The organism is Alicyclobacillus acidocaldarius subsp. acidocaldarius Tc-4-1 (assembly GCF_000219875.1).
Classification (GTDB): Bacteria; Bacillota; Bacilli; order Alicyclobacillales; family Alicyclobacillaceae; genus Alicyclobacillus; species Alicyclobacillus acidocaldarius_A.
The window spans coordinates 2,910,466-2,930,777 of the sequence record NC_017167.1 but is presented as its reverse complement, the minus strand read 5'-3'; the positions used below and the strand labels follow the sequence as shown (position 1 = coordinate 2,930,777).

The 20,312-nt window shown below is 62.1% G+C and carries 24 protein-coding genes; all 24 read left to right on the top strand.

All coding sequences use genetic code 11. The features are described 5' to 3' along the window. Window positions 1–55: 55 nt before the first annotated feature. The gene (glyA, locus tag TC41_RS14380) at window positions 56–1,312 is read left to right on the top strand and encodes a serine hydroxymethyltransferase (RefSeq protein WP_014465789.1); all 1,257 of its coding nucleotides are present in this window, start codon (window positions 56–58) and stop codon (window positions 1,310–1,312) included. A gap of 60 nt (window positions 1,313–1,372) precedes the next feature. Further along, window positions 1,373–2,002 (top strand): uracil phosphoribosyltransferase, encoded by a 630-nt coding sequence (upp, locus tag TC41_RS14375; RefSeq protein WP_008339900.1) that lies wholly within the window; start codon window positions 1,373–1,375, stop codon window positions 2,000–2,002. A 108-nt stretch (window positions 2,003–2,110) separates the two neighbouring features. Next, complete coding sequence (gene wecB / locus TC41_RS14370; RefSeq protein ID WP_049784440.1) at window positions 2,111–3,226, top strand: non-hydrolyzing UDP-N-acetylglucosamine 2-epimerase; 1,116 nt, start codon at window positions 2,111–2,113, stop codon at window positions 3,224–3,226. A gap of 385 nt (window positions 3,227–3,611) precedes the next feature. Then, on the top strand, window positions 3,612–3,872 hold the full coding sequence (locus TC41_RS14365; protein ID WP_237699966.1) for a hypothetical protein: 261 nt from the start codon (window positions 3,612–3,614) through the stop codon (window positions 3,870–3,872). Then, window positions 3,869–4,264, top strand: coding sequence for a hypothetical protein (locus TC41_RS14360; protein WP_041695523.1), 396 nt, complete (start codon window positions 3,869–3,871; stop codon window positions 4,262–4,264). The genes TC41_RS14365 and TC41_RS14360 overlap by 4 nt, the downstream gene beginning before the upstream one ends. 18 nt (window positions 4,265–4,282) lie before the next feature. Further along, entirely contained in the window at window positions 4,283–5,047 is a 765-nt protein-coding gene (gene atpB, locus TC41_RS14355; RefSeq protein WP_014465784.1) for a F0F1 ATP synthase subunit A, read from the top strand. Window positions 5,048–5,114: 67 nt separating this feature from the next. Beyond that, window positions 5,115–5,363, top strand: coding sequence for an ATP synthase F0 subunit C (atpE, locus tag TC41_RS14350; protein WP_008339894.1), 249 nt, complete (start codon window positions 5,115–5,117; stop codon window positions 5,361–5,363). Between the two features lie 67 nt (window positions 5,364–5,430). Continuing rightward, a complete protein-coding gene (gene atpF / locus TC41_RS14345) occupies window positions 5,431–5,934 on the top strand; it encodes a F0F1 ATP synthase subunit B (RefSeq protein WP_014465783.1) in 504 nt (167 codons plus the stop codon). Further along, on the top strand, window positions 5,928–6,491 hold the full coding sequence (gene atpH / locus TC41_RS14340) for an ATP synthase F1 subunit delta (RefSeq protein ID WP_014465782.1): 564 nt from the start codon (window positions 5,928–5,930) through the stop codon (window positions 6,489–6,491). Before atpF ends, atpH begins: the two co-directional genes overlap by 7 nt. Next, complete coding sequence (gene atpA, locus TC41_RS14335; RefSeq protein WP_008339891.1) at window positions 6,488–7,996, top strand: F0F1 ATP synthase subunit alpha; 1,509 nt, start codon at window positions 6,488–6,490, stop codon at window positions 7,994–7,996. Before atpH ends, atpA begins: the two co-directional genes overlap by 4 nt. Before the next feature lie 80 nt (window positions 7,997–8,076). Next, entirely contained in the window at window positions 8,077–8,940 is an 864-nt protein-coding gene (gene atpG / locus TC41_RS14330) for an ATP synthase F1 subunit gamma (RefSeq protein ID WP_014465781.1), read from the top strand. 30 nt (window positions 8,941–8,970) lie between these two features. After that, entirely contained in the window at window positions 8,971–10,374 is a 1,404-nt protein-coding gene (gene atpD, locus TC41_RS14325) for a F0F1 ATP synthase subunit beta (RefSeq protein WP_014465780.1), read from the top strand. A 27-nt stretch (window positions 10,375–10,401) separates the two neighbouring features. After that, window positions 10,402–10,848 carry an ATP synthase F1 subunit epsilon gene (atpC, locus tag TC41_RS14320; RefSeq protein WP_014465779.1) on the top strand — a complete coding sequence of 149 codons (447 nt, stop codon included), beginning with the start codon at window positions 10,402–10,404 and terminating at the stop codon, window positions 10,846–10,848. 109 nt (window positions 10,849–10,957) lie between these two features. Beyond that, complete coding sequence (locus TC41_RS14315) at window positions 10,958–11,209, top strand: DUF1146 family protein (RefSeq protein WP_041695522.1); 252 nt, start codon at window positions 10,958–10,960, stop codon at window positions 11,207–11,209. Between the two features lie 139 nt (window positions 11,210–11,348). Then, on the top strand, window positions 11,349–12,203 hold the full coding sequence (locus tag TC41_RS14310; RefSeq protein ID WP_041695521.1) for a YwmB family TATA-box binding protein: 855 nt from the start codon (window positions 11,349–11,351) through the stop codon (window positions 12,201–12,203). A gap of 57 nt (window positions 12,204–12,260) precedes the next feature. Then, window positions 12,261–13,562: a UDP-N-acetylglucosamine 1-carboxyvinyltransferase gene (gene murA / locus TC41_RS14305; protein WP_014465775.1), complete on the top strand. Its 1,302-nt coding sequence runs from the start codon at window positions 12,261–12,263 to the stop codon at window positions 13,560–13,562. Window positions 13,563–13,795: 233 nt separating this feature from the next. Beyond that, the gene (locus TC41_RS14300; protein ID WP_041695958.1) at window positions 13,796–14,812 is read left to right on the top strand and encodes a SpoIID/LytB domain-containing protein; all 1,017 of its coding nucleotides are present in this window, start codon (window positions 13,796–13,798) and stop codon (window positions 14,810–14,812) included. Window positions 14,813–14,888: 76 nt separating this feature from the next. Further along, the gene (locus tag TC41_RS14295) at window positions 14,889–15,566 is read left to right on the top strand and encodes a M23 family metallopeptidase (protein WP_014465773.1); all 678 of its coding nucleotides are present in this window, start codon (window positions 14,889–14,891) and stop codon (window positions 15,564–15,566) included. A 240-nt stretch (window positions 15,567–15,806) separates the two neighbouring features. After that, entirely contained in the window at window positions 15,807–16,127 is a 321-nt protein-coding gene (gene spoIIID / locus TC41_RS14290) for a sporulation transcriptional regulator SpoIIID (protein WP_012811963.1), read from the top strand. Between the two features lie 93 nt (window positions 16,128–16,220). Continuing rightward, the gene (locus TC41_RS14285) at window positions 16,221–17,240 is read left to right on the top strand and encodes a rod shape-determining protein (protein WP_014465772.1); all 1,020 of its coding nucleotides are present in this window, start codon (window positions 16,221–16,223) and stop codon (window positions 17,238–17,240) included. 15 nt (window positions 17,241–17,255) lie between these two features. Beyond that, on the top strand, window positions 17,256–18,467 hold the full coding sequence (locus TC41_RS14280) for a flagellar basal body rod C-terminal domain-containing protein (protein WP_014465771.1): 1,212 nt from the start codon (window positions 17,256–17,258) through the stop codon (window positions 18,465–18,467). A 17-nt stretch (window positions 18,468–18,484) separates the two neighbouring features. Then, a complete protein-coding gene (locus tag TC41_RS14275) occupies window positions 18,485–19,273 on the top strand; it encodes a flagellar hook-basal body protein (RefSeq protein WP_014465770.1) in 789 nt (262 codons plus the stop codon). 12 nt (window positions 19,274–19,285) lie between these two features. Beyond that, on the top strand, window positions 19,286–19,825 hold the full coding sequence (gene pgsA / locus TC41_RS14270) for a CDP-diacylglycerol--glycerol-3-phosphate 3-phosphatidyltransferase (protein WP_014465769.1): 540 nt from the start codon (window positions 19,286–19,288) through the stop codon (window positions 19,823–19,825). Window positions 19,826–19,851: 26 nt separating this feature from the next. Further along, a complete protein-coding gene (gene fabZ, locus TC41_RS14265) occupies window positions 19,852–20,298 on the top strand; it encodes a 3-hydroxyacyl-ACP dehydratase FabZ (RefSeq protein ID WP_014465768.1) in 447 nt (148 codons plus the stop codon). Window positions 20,299–20,312 lie beyond the last annotated feature (14 nt).

Sequence of the window (20,312 nt, the reverse complement as noted above, 5' to 3'; positions counted from 1 at the left end):
ATGTGAATCGCGGCGTCCTCTCGCATGCGGCGCTGGATGAAAGGAGTTGCGCAGTTTGACCACCCTTCTACAGCAGGTTGATCCGGATGTCGCGTCTGCGATGCAGGCCGAACTCCGTCGGCAGCAGCGGAACATCGAACTCATTGCTTCAGAAAACTTCGTCAGCGAGGCCGTGCTCGAGGCCCTCGGATCCGTCCTGACGAACAAATACGCCGAAGGCTATCCAGGCCGGCGTTATTACGGCGGGTGCGAGTACGTCGACGTGGTCGAGCGCATCGCCATCGATCGCGTCAAGGAACTGTTCGGCGCCGAGTACGCGAACGTCCAGCCGCACAGCGGCTCGCAGGCGAACATGACGGTCTACTTCAGTGTCCTCAAGCCGGGCGACACGGTGCTCGGCATGAATCTCGCGCACGGCGGCCACTTGACGCATGGCAGCCCCGTGAACTTTTCTGGGCAGCTTTACAAGTTCGTCTCGTACGGCGTCGACCCGGAGACCCATCTCATCGACTACGACGAGGTGCTCAAGGTCGCGAAGGAACATCGGCCGAAGATGATTGTCGCCGGCGCGAGCGCGTACCCGCGCGTAATCGACTTCAAACGCATGCGGGAGATTGCGGACGAGGTCGGCGCGTATCTGATGGTGGACATGGCGCACATTGCGGGCCTCATTGCCGCGGGGCTTCACCCGTCCCCCGTGCCGCACGCGCACTTCGTGACGTCCACGACGCACAAGACGCTCCGGGGTCCGCGCGGCGGGTTCATCCTCTGTCAGAAGGACGTCGCCAAGCTTATCGACAAGACGAACTTCCCCGGCGTCCAGGGCGGTCCCCTCATGCACGTGATTGCGGCGAAGGCCGTCGCGTTCGGCGAAGCCTTGAAACCCGAGTTCAAGGCGTACCAGGAGCAGATTGTGAAGAACGCGAAGGCGCTGGCCGAAGCGCTCAAAGGGTACGGGTTCCGCCTTGTGTCCGGCGGCACCGACAACCACCTGATGCTCATCGACGTGCGCAGCGCGGGCCTGACCGGCAAAGAAGCCGAGCGGAGGCTGGACGAAATCGGCATCACCGTCAACAAGAACGCCATCCCGTTCGATCCGGAAAGTCCAATGGTGACGAGCGGCATCCGCGTCGGCACGCCAGCTGCGACGTCGCGCGGCATGGACGAGGGCGCGATGCAGGAGATTGCTGAGATCTTCAAGCTCGTCCTCCTCGGCGACTTCAACGACGAGGTGAAGCGCGAGGCGCGCGCTCGCGTGGACAGCTTGACGGAACGGTTTCCGCTCTATCCGACTTTGTCCTACGTCGAATGAAATGCCTTGGTTGAGCGCCGCCCACGAGGGCGGCCCCATTTTGACAAAGGAGCGTTTTCCTTGGGACAGGTGCATGTGCTTGACCATCCCCTCATTCAGCACAAGTTGACCCTCATTCGCGACAAGAACACGGGGACGAAGGAGTTTCGCGCGCTCGTCCAGGAAGTTGCGATGCTCATGGTCTACGAGATCACGCGCGATCTCCCTCTGCAAGAGGTTACGGTGGAGACGCCCGTGGGCGTCGCCTCGGCGAAGGTCATCGCGGGCAAGACGCTCGCCATCGTGCCGGTCCTGCGCGCGGGGCTCGGCATGGTTGAAGGAATTTTGAACTTAATCCCCGGGGCGAAGGTCGGTCACATCGGGCTATATCGCGATCCCGAGACGCTGATGCCCGTCGAATACTACTGCAAACTCCCGGCTCATCTGGAGGAGCGGGACGTGTACGTGGTCGACCCGATGCTCGCCACAGGTGGATCCGCCGTGGCAGCGCTCCGAGCGGTGAAGGAGCGCGGGGCGCAGCGCCCGAAACTCATGTGCCTCGTCGGCGTTCCCGAAGGTATTCGGGCCGTTCAGGAACACCATCCGGACGTCGACATCTACCTCGCCGCTGTGGATGACCATCTGAACGATCACGGCTACATCGTCCCGGGCCTCGGCGACGCGGGGGATCGCCTCTTCGGGACGAAGTAGACGCTTCGCTCGGACGAGCCGGCGAAAGACAATGAGGGGGTCCTATCGTTGAAATCAACGCCCGTCCGTGTGCTCACCGTGTTCGGAACGCGGCCTGAGGCCATCAAGATGGCACCGCTTGTCAAGGCGCTCGAAGCGCATCCTCAGATTGAGTCGCTCGTGTGCGTCACCGCGCAGCACCGCGAGATGCTGGATCAGGTGTTGGAGGTCTTCTCTATTCGCGTGGACGACGATCTCGACATCATGGAGCCGAAACAGACGCTGGCGACCATCACCGTGAAGGCTCTCGCCGGACTGGAGGGGGTGCTCGAGCGGCGCAAGCCCGACCTGGTGCTGGTGCACGGCGACACGACCACGACCTTCGCCGCGAGCCTGGCCGCGTTTTATCAACAAATTGCCATTGGCCATGTGGAAGCGGGGCTTCGGACGTACCAGAAATACAGCCCGTTTCCAGAAGAGATGAATCGCCAGTTGACCGACGTGCTCTGCGATCTCTTCTTCGCCCCGACCGACGTCGCTGCAGCGCATCTCAGGCAGGAGGGTCGGCCGGAGGAGGCCATCTTTGTGACGGGGAACACGGCTATCGATGCCATGCGCACAACCGTCCGCAAAGCGTACACGCATCCCGTGTTGGACGGGATGCCCAATGGCGCTCGCCTCATTTACATGACCAGCCACCGTCGGGAGAACTGGGGAGAGAAGCTCGAGAATATCTGCCGCGCGGCTCGCAGGGTGGTGGATCTTGCTGAAGATCTCCATTTGGTCTACCCCGTCCACCTGAATCCGCGCGTCCGCGACACGGTGTTTTCCATCCTCGGCGGCCATCCGCGGATCCATCTGCTGGATCCGCTCGGCGTGATCGACAACCACAACTTCATGGCGCGCGCAACGCTGATCCTCACGGATTCCGGCGGCATTCAGGAGGAGGCGCCGTCGCTCGGTGTGCCTGTGCTGGTCCTGCGGGATACCACCGAGCGGCCGGAAGGCATTGAGGCGGGGACGCTGAAGCTCGTGGGGACGGACGAGGAAACCATTTTCTCCGAGGCTAAACGCCTGCTCACGGACGAAGCCGCATACCGGGATATGGCGTTGCGCAAGAATCCGTATGGCGACGGCCGCGCTTCGGAGCGCATCGTGCAAGCCATCTTATATCACTTTGGCCTGGCTGAGCGCCCCCAGCCTTTTCGCTATCTGGAGTCCGAGGGGCCGTTTCAACATCGATGAGGATTTCCAGTATGTGCTTGCGCTTTCACTTCCATTTGTGGATGGAGAGTGCGCATCCGGGTAACGAGGCACCCGGGACGAGGATTTTGTGAACAAACCGGGACAGCCGGGCAAAATCCCTGGTATTCCGCAGGGTTTCTGCGTTGACATCGAATTTTGGGCTAGTGTACTATAGGCGAGGGTTCTGGCATTTCACCATACAAACAGGCGTTTCGCCCTACGAGAAGGGCGAGCTAGCGCGCCCATTTCTGGAAACGCCTTCCTTGCTATGGTTATCCTGGCTTGCAAGCGGAAACCCTATAGGTATGTGGTGGAATGTTGCAAAAGCTCCACTCAATCTCTTGCATCACACAAGCTTGTCCCTCTCTTCAATCTGTTCTAGGTGGTGTGTGCGTTCGCAGACGAAGACCGCAACGAGGCGCGTTCTGCGCGCAAGCAGCCGAGTGACTGGACGTTGTTTGCCGTCTACTCAGGAGCCACGCTGCAACTCGCTGGGTGCATCGTTGGCCTGGGGTTTGTGGGGCATGTCGTGAGTTTGCATGTCCATCGGCTCTGGCCGACGGTGGCGGGCGTGGTGCTCGGCGTGATGGCCGGCGTGTCGGGCCTAACGTTCCTCGTCAAACAGGTTCTAGGAGACCGACGATGAGTGCCAATTCCCTCATGAAGCGACTGCGAGCCATTCAATGGTCGTGGCTCGGCCTGATGTTGTTGACCGCGCTTGGTGTCGCTGTCTTTAGGGGGGCGCGGCCCGTCTTCAGTGGTCTGCTGTTGGGTGAGATGGGTGGCTTGTTCGTGATCTTCAGCATGATCCGCCAGGGGCATCTGAACGACAACGTTCAAGGGCAGGTACTGTTCGCCTCTGGGATGGTGGGCATGTTCGCGCGGCTTGCGCTGATTGTGGTCATCATGGTCATCGCGCTGAAGTTCCGGGCGCTGTTCAATCCCTACGCAGCCTTGGTCGGGTACGCCCTGAGTTTTGTGTTCATCATCATTGGGATGTATCGGTATGCCAAGAACCCGCCTGATCAACAAGGATGACGGAAAGAAGGTGAAAACGTGCCGGTCTTCCCGACGTTATTCCCGGGGACCATCTGGCAGACGAACGTCGTCGTGATTGCGACCATCTTTCTCACGGGGCTCATCGTCTTCGTTCTGCTGCGTCTGGCCGTGGTGCGCATGGACATGCGTCACCCTCGCGGATTGCAGAACCTCGTGGAATGGGCCTTCGACTTCTCCGAGAGCATGGCGAAAGATGTGATGCCGAGCGAGGAATCGCGGCGGTTCGTGCGACCTCTCGCGTTCATCATGTTGCTCTTTCTGTTCGTCGCCAACTGGCTCGGGCTCATCATGACCATCACAGTGCACTTCGATCCGCATGCTCACGTCTGGGGCTTGAGCCCGTCCGACCTTCAGTCGGCGAAGGGGGACGTGGAACTCTTTGATTCTCCGACGTCCAACATGAGCATGGCGCTCGGGCTCGCCATTCTGGTGTGGCTCATCAGCCACGCGAGGGGACTGCGGCATCCAATCAAGTGGTTTCGCCACTTGCTCCGCCATCCCCCGTTCGGACTGTTGGAGGAAATCACAAATCCTCTGACGCACGGCATGCGACTTTTCGGCAACATCTTCGCCGGCGAGATCCTGCTGGGGCTCCTGCTGCGCGCGCCGTTTGCGTTCCACTTCATCCCTTGGCAGCTTCCGTTCATCATCGCCTGGCTGCTGTACAGTGGCTTTGTGGCGACGATTCAAGCTTACGTCTTCAGCATCCTGATGTGCCTGTACATCGGCATGAAGTCGTTTGAAGCGGACAGCCAGCACTGACGCTCGGCGTCCGGAAGGGCTTGCGCGAACGAAGTTTACGTCCATCAACAAAAGGAGGAACAGACTGATGCAACTCGACATGGTCAAAGCGATTTACGACATTGCAGTGGCGCTCCTGCTCGGCCTGGCGGCCGTCGGCTCTGGCGTCGGCGACGGCATGGTCATGAGCAAGTACGTCGAAGGCGTCGCTCGCCAGCCTGAAGCGCGCGGCTCCATCTTCGGCAGCGCGCTCCTTGGTGTCGCGTTGGTCGAGGCGTTCCCGGTCATCGCGCTGGCATTCGGTATCATCATTCTCTTCACGAAAGGCGCGTTCTGATGCCTGGGCGCCCGGCTCCTCGCGCCGGGCGCTCGTGTAAGCCGGATGCCAATCCAAGGAGGAGGGAGTGTTCCAGGTGGGCGGCATCTTTCAAGTTGGAACGTTCATCTTCTCCGTGATCTCGTTCCTCATCGTGTTCTTCATCATTCAGCGGTTTGCGTTCAAGCCGCTGGCGCGAATGTTGGAACAGCGGAGAATTCATATCGAGACCCAAATCAGCGAGGCCGAGAAGAGCCGCGAAGAAGCAGAGCGGCTGTTGGCCGAACAACAGCGCTTGTTGGAAGAGGCGCGCAAGGAAGCGCGGAACCTGCTGGATCAAGCTCGCATCCGCGCGGACGAGCAGGCGCGCGAGATTGTGCAGAAGGCCGAAGAGGAGGCAGCTCGGATTCTCGAGGAGAGCCGCCAAGCCATTGTCCGCGAGCGCGACGAGGCCCTGGCCGCCGTCACGAAGCGCGTGGCGGAGTTGTCTGTCGAGTTGACCGCCAGGTTGCTGCGCGATCACGTCACGGCCGAGTTGCACAAGGAACTCGTGGAAGAGGCCGAGAGCAAGTTGGGTGAGCTCGTATGCTGACCGGCGCGGTGGCGAATCGGTACGCGCGCGCGCTCGTGTCGTACGCACAAGAGCATGGCGCAGTGGAGGACATCGGCGCACAGCTCGGCAAGATCCGCGCGTTCCTCGGGGCGTCCAAGGAGTTGTCGCAATTTCTCGCGAGTCCAGTCGTTGCCACGGAATCTAAGATCAAGGCGCTCGAAGGCGTGCTTGGGGAGCCGCTGCGCGCTGACGTCGCGCGGTTTCTGGCGATCCTGCTGGACCGAGGGCGTGGGTCGTACGTAGCGCTCGTGGCGGATCGCTACCAGGAGCTCGCGGACGCCTTGAACGGCCGCGTTCGCGTCGAGATCGAGACGGCGCAACCGCTGACGGAGGCGGATCTCGACGAGTTGGTCCGCCGGCTCACGGAGGCGTGCGGCAAGACGGTAGTGGCGAAGGTCATTGAAAATCCGGCGCTCATCGCGGGCGTCCGCATTCACATGGGCCATCGCGTGCTGGACGCGACGACGGCAAACGCCTTGCGCCAGTTCCGCGACAGCCTTCTAGCCCGCGCAGTGCGTAAGGAGGGAATACGTTGAGCATTCGTCCGGATGAAATCAGCGCGCTCATCAAGCAACAGATCGAGCAGTTCGAGGTCAAGGCCGAGGTGCGCGACACGGGCACGGTGCTGTCGGTGGGCGACGGGATTGCGCGCCTCTACGGCTTAGACAACGTCATGGCGGGCGAGCTGGTCGAGTTTGAAAGCGGCGTGTACGGCATGGCGCTGAACCTGGAGGAGGACAACGTCGGCGTCGTGGTGCTCGGTTCCGTGCAGGGCATCCGCGAAGGCGAACAGGTGCGCCGCACGGGCCGCCTGGTCACGGTGCCAGTGGGTCCGCAGCTCTTGGGGCGCGTCGTGAACGCGCTGGGTCAACCCATTGACAACAAGGGCCCCATTGAGGCCACGGAATACCGTCCCGTCGAGTCGCCAGCGCCGGGCGTCATCGTGCGCCGCTCCGTGCATGAGCCGCTCGAAACGGGTATCAAGGCCATCGATTCGATGGTGCCCATCGGACGTGGTCAGCGCGAGCTCATCATTGGCGACCGCCAGACGGGAAAAACGGCCATTGCGCTGGATACCATCATTAACCAAAAGGGCAAGGACGTGAAGTGCATCTACGTCGCCATCGGGCAGAAGCAGTCGACGGTGGCGCAAGTTGTGGAGACGCTCCGCCGCTACGGCGCCATGGAGTACACCACGGTGGTCGTGGCGAGCGCGTCGGAGCCTGCTCCGCTCTTGTTCCTCGCTCCCTACGCGGGGTGTGCGATGGCGGAGTACTACCTGTACAACGGGCAGCACGCGCTCGTGGTGTACGACGATCTGTCGAAACAGGCCGCCGCATATCGCGAGATGTCGCTCTTGCTGCGGCGTCCGCCAGGTCGCGAGGCGTATCCGGGTGACGTGTTTTATCTGCACTCGCGCCTCCTCGAGCGCGCCGCAAAGCTTAACGACGAGCACGGCGGCGGCTCACTCACGGCCCTGCCGTTCATCGAGACCCAGGCGGGCGACATCTCTGCATACATTCCGACCAACGTCATCTCGATCACGGACGGCCAGATCTTCCTCGAGTCGGACCTGTTCTTTGCGGGCGTGCGGCCGGCGATTAACGTCGGATCGTCGGTGTCCCGCGTGGGATCGGCGGCGCAGACGAAGGCCATGAAGAAGGTCGCCGGAACGCTGAAGCTGGATCTCGCCCAGTACCGCGAGCTCCAGGCCTTCACCCAGTTCGGCAGCGATCTGGACAAGGCGACGCAGGACACCTTGCGCCGCGGCGAGCGGATGACAGAGTTGTTGAAGCAGCCGCAGTATCATCCGCTGACGTTCGATCGGCAGGTCGCGTCGCTCTGGACGGGTGTGAACGGCTATCTGGACGACATCCCGGTGGAGGCCGTGCAAAAGTTCGAGCGCGAGTGGCTCGCCTTCCTGGATCGCGAGTATCCGCAGGTGTTCCAACAGATGCAGGAGCGCAAGTCGCTTGAGGACGATACCATCGAGCTCATGAAAGAAGCGATGGCGAAGTTCAAGCCGACGTTTGTGCCCTGATGGACGGGTGATGCACGGCCCTTCGTGGGCCGTGCCGCATGAATCGGGGCTTTGGCCCCAACCGGTGGTGAGAACGGGCGATGGCGCAAAATAGCATGCGCGATATCCGGCGGCGCATCAAAAGCGTCCGCAATACCGCGCAGATCACGAAGGCGATGGAGATGGTCGCGGCCGCCAAGTTGCGCCGCGTGCAGGATGCGGTGCAACAGTCAAAACCGTATCTCTCGAAGATGCAGGAGATGCTCGCGAACCTGTCGCTCTCGGCGCGGCACGTCAAGCATCCGCTGCTCGCGGTGAGGCCCGTGCGGCGCATCGGTTACCTCGTCATCACGGCCGATCGCGGCCTGGCTGGGCCGTACAACGCGCAAGTCGTGCGCGCCGCGATGCAGGAGTTCGGCAAGCGAGACAAGGCCTCGTACGCGATTTACACGGTCGGCAAGCGAGGGCGGAACTTCTTCCAGCGCCGTGGGCTGCCCATCGCGGCCGAGGTCGTCGATCTCCCGGATACGCCCACGTATCACTCCGTGCGCCATCTGGCGGAAAACATCGTCGCGGCGTACGAGCGCGAGGAGTTCGACGAGCTGTATTTCATCTACAACGAGTTCATCAACGCAGCGGTTCAGCGCCCGGTGGTGCGCAAAGTGCTGCCTCTGGCCTCGCTTGCAGAGAACGCACAGGGGCCACGGCGGAATTATCTGTTTGAGCCTGACGAGGAGTCGGTGCTCGCGGCTCTCCTTCCGCGGTATGCCGAGACGCTGGTCTATCAGGCGGTGTTGGACGCGAAGGCTTCCGAACATGCTGCGCGCATGAACGCCATGGGCAACGCGACCGACAACGCGCTTGAGCTGATCGAGAAACTGACCCTGTCGTTGAACCGGGCGCGCCAGGCGGCGATCACGACCCAGATTGCAGAAATTGTCGGTGGCGCGGAAGCGTTGAAATAACAAAGGAAACGGCCGCAAGGAGGGACATTCGTGAACAAAGGGTATGTAGTGCAGGTCATGGGCCCGGTGGTCGATGTCCGCTTTCCAGAGGGACAACTGCCGGCAATCAACAATGCCCTCCGAATTGACTACGAGGGCGATCTGCCCGTGCATCTGACGCTCGAGGTGGCACTGCACCTCGGAGACAATGTGGTTCGCACCATCGCCATGTCGTCGACCGACGGGCTCGTCCGTGGCGTGGAAGTCGTCGATACAGGACAGCCCATCTCGATGCCGGTAGGGCCGGGCACCTTGGGGCGCATCTTCAATGTGCTCGGCGAAACCATCGACGAGAAGGGACCCGTCGATGCTGCGGAGCGCTGGCCCATCCACCGTCCCGCGCCCGCGTTCGGGGATCTGACGACGAAGACGGAGATCTTCGAAACCGGCATCAAGGTTGTGGATCTGCTCGCTCCATACGTCAAGGGCGGGAAGGTCGGTCTGTTCGGCGGCGCGGGCGTCGGCAAAACGGTGCTCATTCAGGAGCTCATTCACAACATCGCGAAGGAGCACGGCGGTTATTCGGTGTTTGCCGGCGTCGGCGAGCGGACGCGCGAGGGTAACGACCTCTACCATGAAATGAAGGAGTCGGGCGTCCTCGACAAGACGTGCATGGTGTTCGGCCAGATGAACGAGCCACCCGGTGCGCGCCTCCGCGTGGCGCTTTCCGGCTTGACGCTCGCTGAGTACTTCCGCGACGTCGAACAGCGCGACGTCCTGTTCTTCATCGACAACATCTTCCGCTTCACTCAGGCAGGTTCCGAGGTTTCTGCGCTTCTCGGCCGCATGCCGTCAGCCGTGGGTTACCAGCCCACTCTGGCGACGGAAATGGGCCAGCTTCAGGAGCGCATTGCCTCGACGGTGCGCGGATCCATCACGTCCATCCAGGCGGTGTACGTGCCAGCGGACGACTACACCGACCCAGCGCCGGCCAACACGTTCACCCACCTCGATGCGACGACCGTGTTGGAGCGCCGGATCGCCGACATGGGCCTGTATCCGGCCGTGGATCCGCTCGCTTCGACGTCGCGGGCGCTCCAGCCGGACATCGTGGGCGAAGAGCATTATCAGGTGGCGCGCGGTGTCCAGGCCGTGCTGCAGCGGTATCGCGAGCTGCAGGACATCATCGCCATCCTCGGCATGGATGAGCTGACCGACGAGGATCGCCTCATTGTGTCGCGCGCGCGCAAGATCCAGAACTTCCTGTCGCAGCCGTTCTTCGTGGCCGAGGTGTTCACCGGGACGCCGGGCAAGTACGTGCCGGTGAAGGATACCGTGCGCTCGTTCAAGGAGATCCTAGAGGGCAAGCACGACGACATCCCGGAGACGTACTTCCGCTATTGCGGCGCGATTGAAGACGTGATCGAGAAAGCGCGCAAGGACGGCTACGCCTGATCCCATCCGGAAGTGAGGTGAGCGCAGATGTTGACCGTGCCGCTCGAAATTGTCACGCCGGAGCGGATCGTGCTGTCGATGGACGTGCGCATGGTGATCCTGCGGGGCGGCGATGGCGAAATCGGCATCTTGCCCCGCCATATGCCGCTCGCGACAGCGGTCAAGCCGTGCCTGGTGCGGATTCGACTGGCGGACGATCGCCAGGACGTCGTACCGGTCTCGGGCGGGTTTGTCGAGGTTCTGCCGGAGAAGATCACCATTCTGGCGGACACCGCGGAGTTGCCTGAGGAAATCGACGTCGATCGCGCCCTTCGCGCTAAGGAGCGCGCGGAGAAGCGGCTGCAAGCGGCCGTGGATGACGAGGAAGCGGAACGCGCGCGTCAGGCGCTCATGCGCGCGGAACTGCGGCTCCAGGCGGTGGAAGAGCATAAGCGCCTAAACGGATTTCTCCACGCAAGTGTTCCGAGCGCTTAATTCCGTGGTATGATGGTTTTGGTCAACTGGCCGTCTCTTCACGAACAGGTTGGGAGGCGGCCAGTGTCGTTTCAGCGCCGGGACGGCGATGGCGAGTGGAGGTGACTGGGTGCAGTTGGTCTATCGCGTCAGTGCCACCCTGGGGGCGGACGGGATCGTTCTGCTCTTGGTTTTCTTCCTCGGTGTCGTGGCGAGTTGGTGGGCGCTCGGCGCGCTCAAATGGGACAAGTTCACGCACCACCCATTCGCGGGCCAGGCCCAGCTCTTGCGGTTCTTCCTCGCCCTCGCCGGAGGCGTGCTATCTGTCGTCGTTGGTCTTATTCTTCTGGGGGCGATGCAGTTACTCAATGGTGCGTTTTGAGGTCGCGGTGAGGGTCTTGCTCTACGAAATCTATGAGACCTCCGTGCACAGGGTATAGCCCGGGCGGGATCCGTCGAGACTGGAATCAGGTGAAATCCTAGAGAGCCTTGATTTCCAGGATCGGATGGAGGTATCCGCCATGGCACACCCTAGAGTCATTCGGCGGGCTCGTCTCGTGCGCCGCCGCGGGAAACAAAGCCTGAAGCGCGCCATGTGGATGGCGCTTTGGATTGCGCTCGGCGCGGTCATCGCGCATCCTCCGGGCACGGCCAGTGCCCACACTGCCAGCGCTGTGCCATCCGACGGAGGCGCGCAGTACCAATTTCTCATGAGCGCCCTCCGCGCGACAGGGGCCACGCCGAACGCGTATCTCATCCACGACTGGACGCAGTTGAACGATTCGTTTCTCGACTCGGCGCAACTCGCAGCGCTCGGAGGCCAGGTCGTGCAGGAGCTGGGCCTCGCCAGCGTCAAGACGCAGGTCGCCCAACTCGCGAATGAGACGTACTGGCGCGCTGTCGGCGCCTGGCCCGGCGGCACGCGGGCTGAGGTGGTTTTGACGAGTTTTCCCGGGGCGCCAAGCGGCGCAGGAGACGGCCAGCCGGAGACCGTGATGACGGTGACAGCATCCAGCTCGAACTTGACGGAAGGCCAATTTTCATCGCAATATGACCAGGTGGAGCGCACGGTGGCGTCCGTCAACGGCACGCCGCAGATGAGCGCATACATAGCTGGTTTCAAACCGAGCGAAGTCAGCGAGGCGGAAGCGGACGAAATGGCGATCGCGGCCTTGAGAGCGGTGGGCGCTGCGGCGGTCGAAGGCATGCGCACGCCGCTCGAGACGAGCCTGTCAGGGTACAGTGCCCACGCACCGGTGTACGTGCTGTCGCGCGACCATCGGCGGGTGAACGTCCAGGTGGCCGTGCACGACGACTCGTTCCGGCAAGGGACCGACGTGTACGTGGGCTCTCCTCTTGTGATCGCGACGTATTGAGGACGCATCCGCGCCGCCGCTTCGCGAGGCTCAGGAAAGCCGTGCGGAGGTAGCGGAATGGGAAGAATCGTAATTGAGGGTGGATATCCCCTGGAGGGAACCGTTCGCGTCAGCGGAGCCAAAAACGCGGTGTTGCCTATCCTCGCAGCCAGTCTCTTGGCGGAGGAGGGCGTGAGTCAAATCGAAGAGGTCCCGCATCTCCTCGACGTGCGCGTCATGGCGGACACGGTTTCGGCGCTCGGCGCGAAGCTGGAGTGGAACGGAAGCACCATCCGCGTCGACGCGCGGCGCCTGTTCAGCGTGTGTCCGCCCGCCGAGTTGGTCCGCAAGATGCGCGCTTCCTTTGTGGTTGCGGGGCCTCTTCTCGCGCGCTTCGGCGAGGCGATGGTGGCCTTGCCAGGAGGGTGTAACATCGGGCCAAGGCCGGTGGATCTTCACATCAAGGGGCTCGAAGCGCTCGGCGCCACCGCCGTCGTGGAAAACGGCTATGTGCATTTTCGCGCGCCTCGCGGCGGCCTGCGCGGTGCTCGCATCTACCTGGACGTGCCGAGCGTGGGCGCGACGCAGAACATTATGATGGCGGCGGTTCTGGCCAAAGGACAGACCATCATCGAGAACGCCGCCAAAGAGCCGGAGAACGTGGATCTCGCCAACTATCTGAACGCGATGGGGGCTCGCGTTCGAGGCGCGGGGACGGACGTCATTCGCATCGAGGGCGTGGACCGGCTGCGGGGCGCGACTCATGCCGTAATCCCCGACCGGATTGAGGCAGGCACGTTTCTGATTGCGGCCGCACTCATCGGACGAGGTGTCTACGTGGAGAATGCACTGTCCCATCACCTCATGTCGCTCATCGCGAAGCTCGAGGAGGCCGGGGCTGTCATCGAGGATCGCGTCGAAGGTATCAAGGTGTGGCCCTGTCAGGGGGGGCGCATGAAGCCGCTCGACGTCAAGACGCACTATTACCCATCATTCCCGACGGATTTGCAGGCGCAGATGGTCGCCGCCCTCACGGTGGCGCAAGGGACGAGCACCGTGACCGAAACCGTGTTCGAGAACCGATTCATGCATGTCGCGGAGTTGCAGCGCATGGGGGCGAATATCCACATTGAAGGACGCACTGCCGTCATTGAGGGCGTGCCGCGCCTGACCGGGGCCCGGGTCACCGCGACGGATCTCCGCGCAGGTGCGGCACTGGTCATCGCGGGTCTCCTCGCCGAGGGTCAGACGGAAGTATACGGACTTCATCATATCGACAGGGGTTATGACGATCTCGTCGGCAAATTTAAGCAACTCGGCGCGCGCCTCGAGCGGATCGAAGGGGACGCCGAGATCGCCATGGCGAAATCCGTAGGCTGATACCAGCATGCAACACTTCACTGGTCCACAAACCGCAGGCCCTTCGCATAAGGTTCTGCGGTTTGTTTCGTTGTGGTGTCGAAAGCGGAATGGTGAACCATGGCCCGGGTCATCCGCCGCCCATTCGGGCATATCCCCTCCACGAGTCGCATACGCTGCATTGAACGGGTTGTCCTCGCATGTTCCAGAGAAGCGGCGCGCGCCCTCGAAACGTGATCGAGAGGATGAAAGCCATGTCCCAGTCACGCCCTCTGCGCGGCATTCTCCAGTTCGCGGTGCGACTCGCGCTTGCCTTCGCCGCGATGGTTCTCCTCCCCGTGGGGATTGCCAAAGCGCTTCAGCGCTCGCCCATGCCCGACGTCTCCGCGTGGATTGCAGGGCGCGACGCTCGAGTTCAAGTCCGCGTCTTCGAAGGAGAAGCAGGCGAGGCTAGGCCCATTCCCCTCAACACGTACGTGCTGGAAGTTCTTTTGGCCAACTGCGACCCGAGCGCCCCGATGGCCAGCCTCGAGGCCGCGAGCGTCGCCGTTCGCACCTACGCCGTACGCGCGATGCTCCATCCCTCGCTCCAAGCTCGTCGCGAGCGCGCTGATCTGACGGACAATCCTTCGCTCGACCTGGCCATGGAGACCGAGCACGAGCTCGAACTTTCCATCGGCGCACAGGCCGCGCTTGCGTTTATCGCTCGCGCGCAGTCAGCGATTGAAGCGACGGACGGCAGAATTTTGACGTACGGCGGTCAGCCGATTCTCGCGTTTCTTTGCCAGATCTCCACGGGGCGGACGCGGTCCGCTGCCATGGCGCTCGGCGATCCGCTGCCTTACCTGAAAAGCATACCCTGTCCAGACGACGCCTCGAGTCCGGCTCGTCTGTCGACCATCACCTATACGTTGGGGGCGTTCAACCAGGCGCTGTCGGCCCACCTGAGCGATTTCAGTCAACTTCGCGCCGTGCGGTCGGGTGACGGCTTTGTGCAAGCCGTGAAAGCGGGAGACGAAGTGTGGGGAGGTCCCGCGTTCGCAGCCAATCTTGGACTAGCCTCGGACGATTTCACCTGGGTGGCGCGGGGAGACCGGCTTGTCTTCACCTGCTACGGTCGAGGTTCCGATCTCGGCATGAGTTTGCACGAGGCGGATGCGCTCGCGTCGCGCGGCATGTCCTACGTCGCCATCCTGGCGCACTTCTATCCTGGCGCCCGATTGGAAGACATGTTGCCCATCGTCCAGGGGTTGGGAAACTTCGGTAACTAACTCTACCCAAAATTTGAGGGCGACACGTATAGACAGCCATCCGCGTGGCGAGACTCACTACTGAGGTGAGCGCCACATGGATGAAAAGCAACAGCGTGATCCAAAACCTGAGACGCCGCAAGCGCAAAATCACAGTCCTGTGCGCAAGTGGCTGTCGAAGCGATGGGTCTACCCGGCGATGTACCTTGGAGCGGCTGCGGTCGTGATCGGTGTCATCTATGCGCGTATCGAGACGAACAGCACGCCGACGTCGGTGACCACCACAGAGACGAACCAAACGTCGCAGACGGGCACCACGTCGAATGGGCTAGAGCCTTGGGTTTGGCCATACGCGCAGGGAACAGAGGCTACGGTCACCATGGGATTTTTCCCGGTGCATGGATCCCTGAAGCAACAGACCGCGGCGGTGGTCGAGTACGACAACACGTTCTATCCGCACAAGGGCATTGATATTCGCGCCGCCGGTGGCAGGCAGTTCACGGTGGTGGCCGCGCAGCGCGGCACCGTCGAAAGTGTGACCAATCAGCCGCTCTACGGCTACGAAGTGGTCGTCAGCTCGCCCGACGGCTACACCGAGACGTATCAGTCCCTGGGTTCGGTGGACGTGAAACCGGGCCAGACCATCTCCGCCGGAGATCCCATCGGCACCACATCGACCAACTTGTTCGAGCAGAGCCAGGGCAACCATCTGTATTTCCAAGTCAACCAAAACGGTCAACCGATCGACCCTGAGTCGCTTCTCCCCAAGCAATGACACGCAACAAGAGGGTAGCCCAGACGCCCGCTACAGCGCGGGCGTTTTTCCTTTGTCTATCGAGCGCGTTCGACGTATTTCCCGGAAAAAGATCACCATTCCCCGCGTTTCCGCGTACGGTCGCGCGATGTCGAAACTCCCCGGAAGATTCGAAATGGCCAGGCCTGGCGCGGCATACGGTGTACACCCCCTCATATACATAAACCAGACCAACTGACCTGTCACGGGGAGGCGAGGGGAGTGCATGACTACATCAAGGAGCGTACGCTTAAGATTGGGGAGTACATTGTCGAAACGCGCAACACGGTTCGCACCATTGCGCGCGAATTCGGCGTCTCCAAGAGCACGGTGCACAAGGATCTGACGGAACGCCTTCCGGAGATCAATCCGGAGCTGGCCAGCAAGGTAAAGGAAATTTTGGAATACCACAAAGCGATCCGTCACTTGCGCGGTGGCGAAGCCACCAAAATGAAGTATCATAAGGGAGACGATGAGCGGGCTGGGTCGGCCGTGAAGCCAAAGAAGATCGAGCGGCGCAAAGGAGTTTCGAGCGGACTGTAGAACTACATCCTTGCATCCCCACTCCATTCATGCGAGCAGACGCACGACCTTCCCCAATCTCGTACGCTCTACACGTAGGAGGACTCGCCGCACATGTTTTCAAGGGACGTTGGTGTGGATCTGGGCACCGCCAATGTGCTGGTGCACGTCAAAGGCCAAGGGATTGTACTCGACGAACCATCGGTCGTGGCAATAGATCAGGTGACGAGGCAGGTTGTCGCGGTTGGCGAAGAAGCTCGCCGCATGTTGGGGCGAACGCCGGGGAACATTGTCGCCATTCGTCCGCTTCGGGAAGGCGTGATCGCCGATTTTGAAGTGACGGAGATCATGCTCCGACACTTTCTCAACAAAACCATCGGCAAGCGTTTCTTCGGGCGCCCGCGTGTGATGATCTGCGTCCCCGCGGGCATCACCTCCGTCGAGCAGAAGGCGGTTCGAGAGGCGGCGGAAGCGGTCGGCATCAAGCAGGTGGATTTGATTGAGGAGCCGAAGGCCGCCGCCATCGGCGCAGGACTCAACATCTTTGAACCGAGCGGCTCGATGGTCGTCGACATTGGCGGAGGCACGACGGATATTGCGGTGCTTTCGCTCGGTGATGTGGTCACCTCGACGTCGCTCAGGATTGCGGGGGACAAGCTCGACGAGGCCATCGTCAAGTACATCCGGCGGGTGTACAACCTGATGATCGGCGAGCGGACGGCAGAGGAATTGAAGAAGGAACTGGCGACGGTGTTTCCAGGCGGGCGCCAGAAGAGCACGGACGTGCGCGGACGTGACATGGTGACCGGCTTGCCGAAGACGGTCACGGTTCACTCGGAGGAACTCCGCGAGGCCCTGCAGGAGCCGGTGTACGCGATTGTGCAGGCGACGAAGTCGGTGCTCGAACAGACGCCGCCAGAACTCGCCGCCGACATCTTCGACAAAGGTGTCGTGCTGACGGGCGGCGGGGCGCTGGTAGACGGCCTGGACAAGCTCATGCAGTCTGAGCTGGAGATCCCCGTGCACATCGCGGAAAATCCCATGCACTGCGTCGTGATCGGAACGGGGCGCGTGCTGGAGAGCCCCGAGTGGAACAAGTATCGCGATCGCGGCCGGCGCCGAGCGCGGCGGTGACGGAGGTGTGAGGCGATGATCCAGGGGTTGACGGCGGCCGCCTCGGGCATGGCGGCGGAAGATCGGATCGAGCAGCTTCTGTCCAACAACTTGGCCAATCAGGAGACCCCGGGCTTCAAGGCTTCCATCGGCGAGCTCATGGAGGATCCGGTGTTCGCCATGGAACGTTATTCGTACGGCGACGGGGCGGCCGGGATCGGCATCGGCGAGATGGGCGGCGGTGTCGACTTTCAGGAGGGCGTCCCCTCCTTCGCCGAAGGTGGCCTTGAGACGACGGGACGGCCGCTCGATCTCGCCATCGTCGACGCCCTCACGTCAGGAGAGGTGGCCTACGCGCTTACGCCGCAGGGCGTTGAACCCGTGGCAGGTCCGGTGACGGTGGGCGCGGGCGCGAGGCTGACTGCAGGGGGCATGCCGCTCGCGGTCTATGGGGCGAATGGACAGCCGGTTCCAGGGCTGTTTGCGGTCCGCAATCCGGCCTATCAAGGATCGGAGCTTGTTGGCGAAGACGGTTCGCCTGTGTATGACGCCGCGGGGCGGCCTTCGTACGTCATTGAGAATGCGGCGGGGCAGGTGGTCTACACGCCGGGCAGCGAAACGGGCGATCCGTACGCCATCCGCGTGGGAAGCGCGGATGACATGGGCTATCACGCGTTTTTACCCGTAAACTACGAGGATGCCAGCGGCCAGCCGGGCCTCGCAGTGACGCGGGACGGCGCCCTGCAAGTCAACGCCAACAACGTCGTGGAGGATGCGGCAGGGCACGCCATCGCCCCGCTGGATGCGGCGGGACGTGTACTGGTAGGAGGGCGGATCGTGATCAACCCGCTCTACCATGGCACGCAAATCTTTTCGCAGAGCGGGACGCCGGTGTATGATGCCAATGGACAGCCGTCGTTTCGCGTCTACGACGCTCAGGGCAACCTCGTGGCCGGAGGTCGATTGGGCCTCGTGGACGCGGATGTGACGCAACTCCAGCCGCTCGGCGAAGGCGAATACATGGTCGGCAGTTCGTACCAGCCATCTGCCGTCGCACCGCTTCTGCGCGCTGGCACGGGGCGGATGGTTTTCGGTGCGCTTGAATCGTCGAATGTGAATGTGGCGGCCACGATGGCTCAAATGATGCAGGCGCTGAACGCCTATGAGGCCAATCAGCGCGTGGCGCAGTCGGTCGATTCCCTGTTGAATGTCGCGGTGACGGATATCGGCAGAGTTCAGGGCAGCTGAGCGCGGGAGGCGAGCGCATGGGCCAGATGATGTGGAATGGGTTGTCCGGCATGCAGGCGGCCAACGCTTGGATCGACCAAATTGCGGACAACCTGGCGAACCTGGAGACACCGGGGTATGCGGCCGAGCGGGGGACGTTCGCGGATCTGCTCACGATGCAGGTGTACGGCAACGCGACGGATCCCTTCTCAGCCGACCGCGTGACGCCTCCTGGATGGCGCGGGGGCACGGGCGTCGCGCGGACGGGCGAAGAGCGGGATTTCAGCCAAGGCGCCGTGATGCGCACGGGCATTCCGACGCATCTTGCCATCGAGGGGCCCGGATTCTTTGTCGTGCAGACGCCTTCGGGCCGTATGTACACCCGGGCCGGCAACTTCATTTGGAGCCGGCGCGCGGATGGTTCGTTCGTGCTCGCGACCCAATCGGGTGACCCCGTCCTCTCTACCAGCGGTCAGCCCATCGTGAAGCCGGCGGACGCGCCGTCCATGACCGTCGCGCCGGATGGCACTGTGCAATTCGGACGTGGACGCACCGCGAAACTCGCGCTCGTGGAAATCGGGGAGCCGTCCAGCCATCTCATTCCGGAAGGCAACGGTCTGTACCGACTGGCCTCGGGCGGGGTCGCGGTTCCCGCGCGAAATTCGTCCGTGATCCAAGGAGCGGTAAACGAGTCCAACGTGGACGAGACCGCTGCGATGGCTGAGCTCGTCGCTGCGCAGGATTTCTACGAGGAAAATGCGCAGGCCGTCTCCATCGCGAATCAGTTGCTCGGGTTGGCAGATACCATCCGGACGTCGGGAGGTTGAGGAGGCGATCGCGTGAACCTGCCCAATCTGTTGACGCTCTTGCGTCTGCTGTTGATTCCGTGCTATCTATGGGCATTTTATGGTGTGGAAAGTCCGCACAAGATCTTGGCCTTATCCGTGTTGCTGTTCGCAGGTCTCACCGACGTTCTGGATGGCTATCTCGCTCGCACGTACAAATTGGAGACGTACACGGGCCAGTTACTCGATCCGCTCGCGGACAAGCTCATGATGGTGTCCGTCCTGTTCACCCTGCTCGCGTCTGAACGCCTTCCCTGGCTGGTTGCCGCTCTCCTCGTCTTCCGAGACTTCGCGATGATTGCGGGCGCAGCGTTCTTTTACTTCCAGGGCAAACGCGCGGTGCCGAAGGCGAACTGGTGGGGTAAGATCACGACTTGCTTTTACTACCTCGGCATCTCGTTCTGTATCCTCGCGTGGCCCACGCCCTCGGCCGGTGAAATGGTACTCTGGTTCACGGTGGGCCTGTCGTACGTCACTACCGTGATCTACGTCCGAAGCATGAAAATCATTCCTGTGCGGCGCCGCGTGTATTGAGGCGTCCCACCCTATGGAGGTCCTTGATGGAGCAGAAACTTCCCCTGAGTATCGAGGAGATTCAACAAATTCTGCCGCATCGCTACCCGTTTCTCCTGGTCGACCGCGTCACGGAGATCGATGGCGGCCGCGCGGTGGGGTACAAGCTCGTGACTGCCAATGAACCTCACTTTCAAGGCCATTTTCCCGCTTATCCCATTATGCCGGGGGTGCTCATCATTGAGGCGATGGCGCAGCTTGGCGGCGTCGCCATCTTGGCCGATCCGGCCTACCGCGGGAAGCGCCCGCTGCTCGCGGGTGTCGACGGCGCGCGCTTCCGCGGTGAGGTGCGGCCCGGAGACCGGCTGGACATGGAAGTCGTGATCGACCGCATGAAGGGCCGAATGGGCCGAGGAACGGGCCGGGCCCATGTGGATGGCAAGCTGGTGGCGGAAGCCACCATTCTGTTTGCCATTGCGGATGGCGAGGCCTGATACGGCCTCGCCTG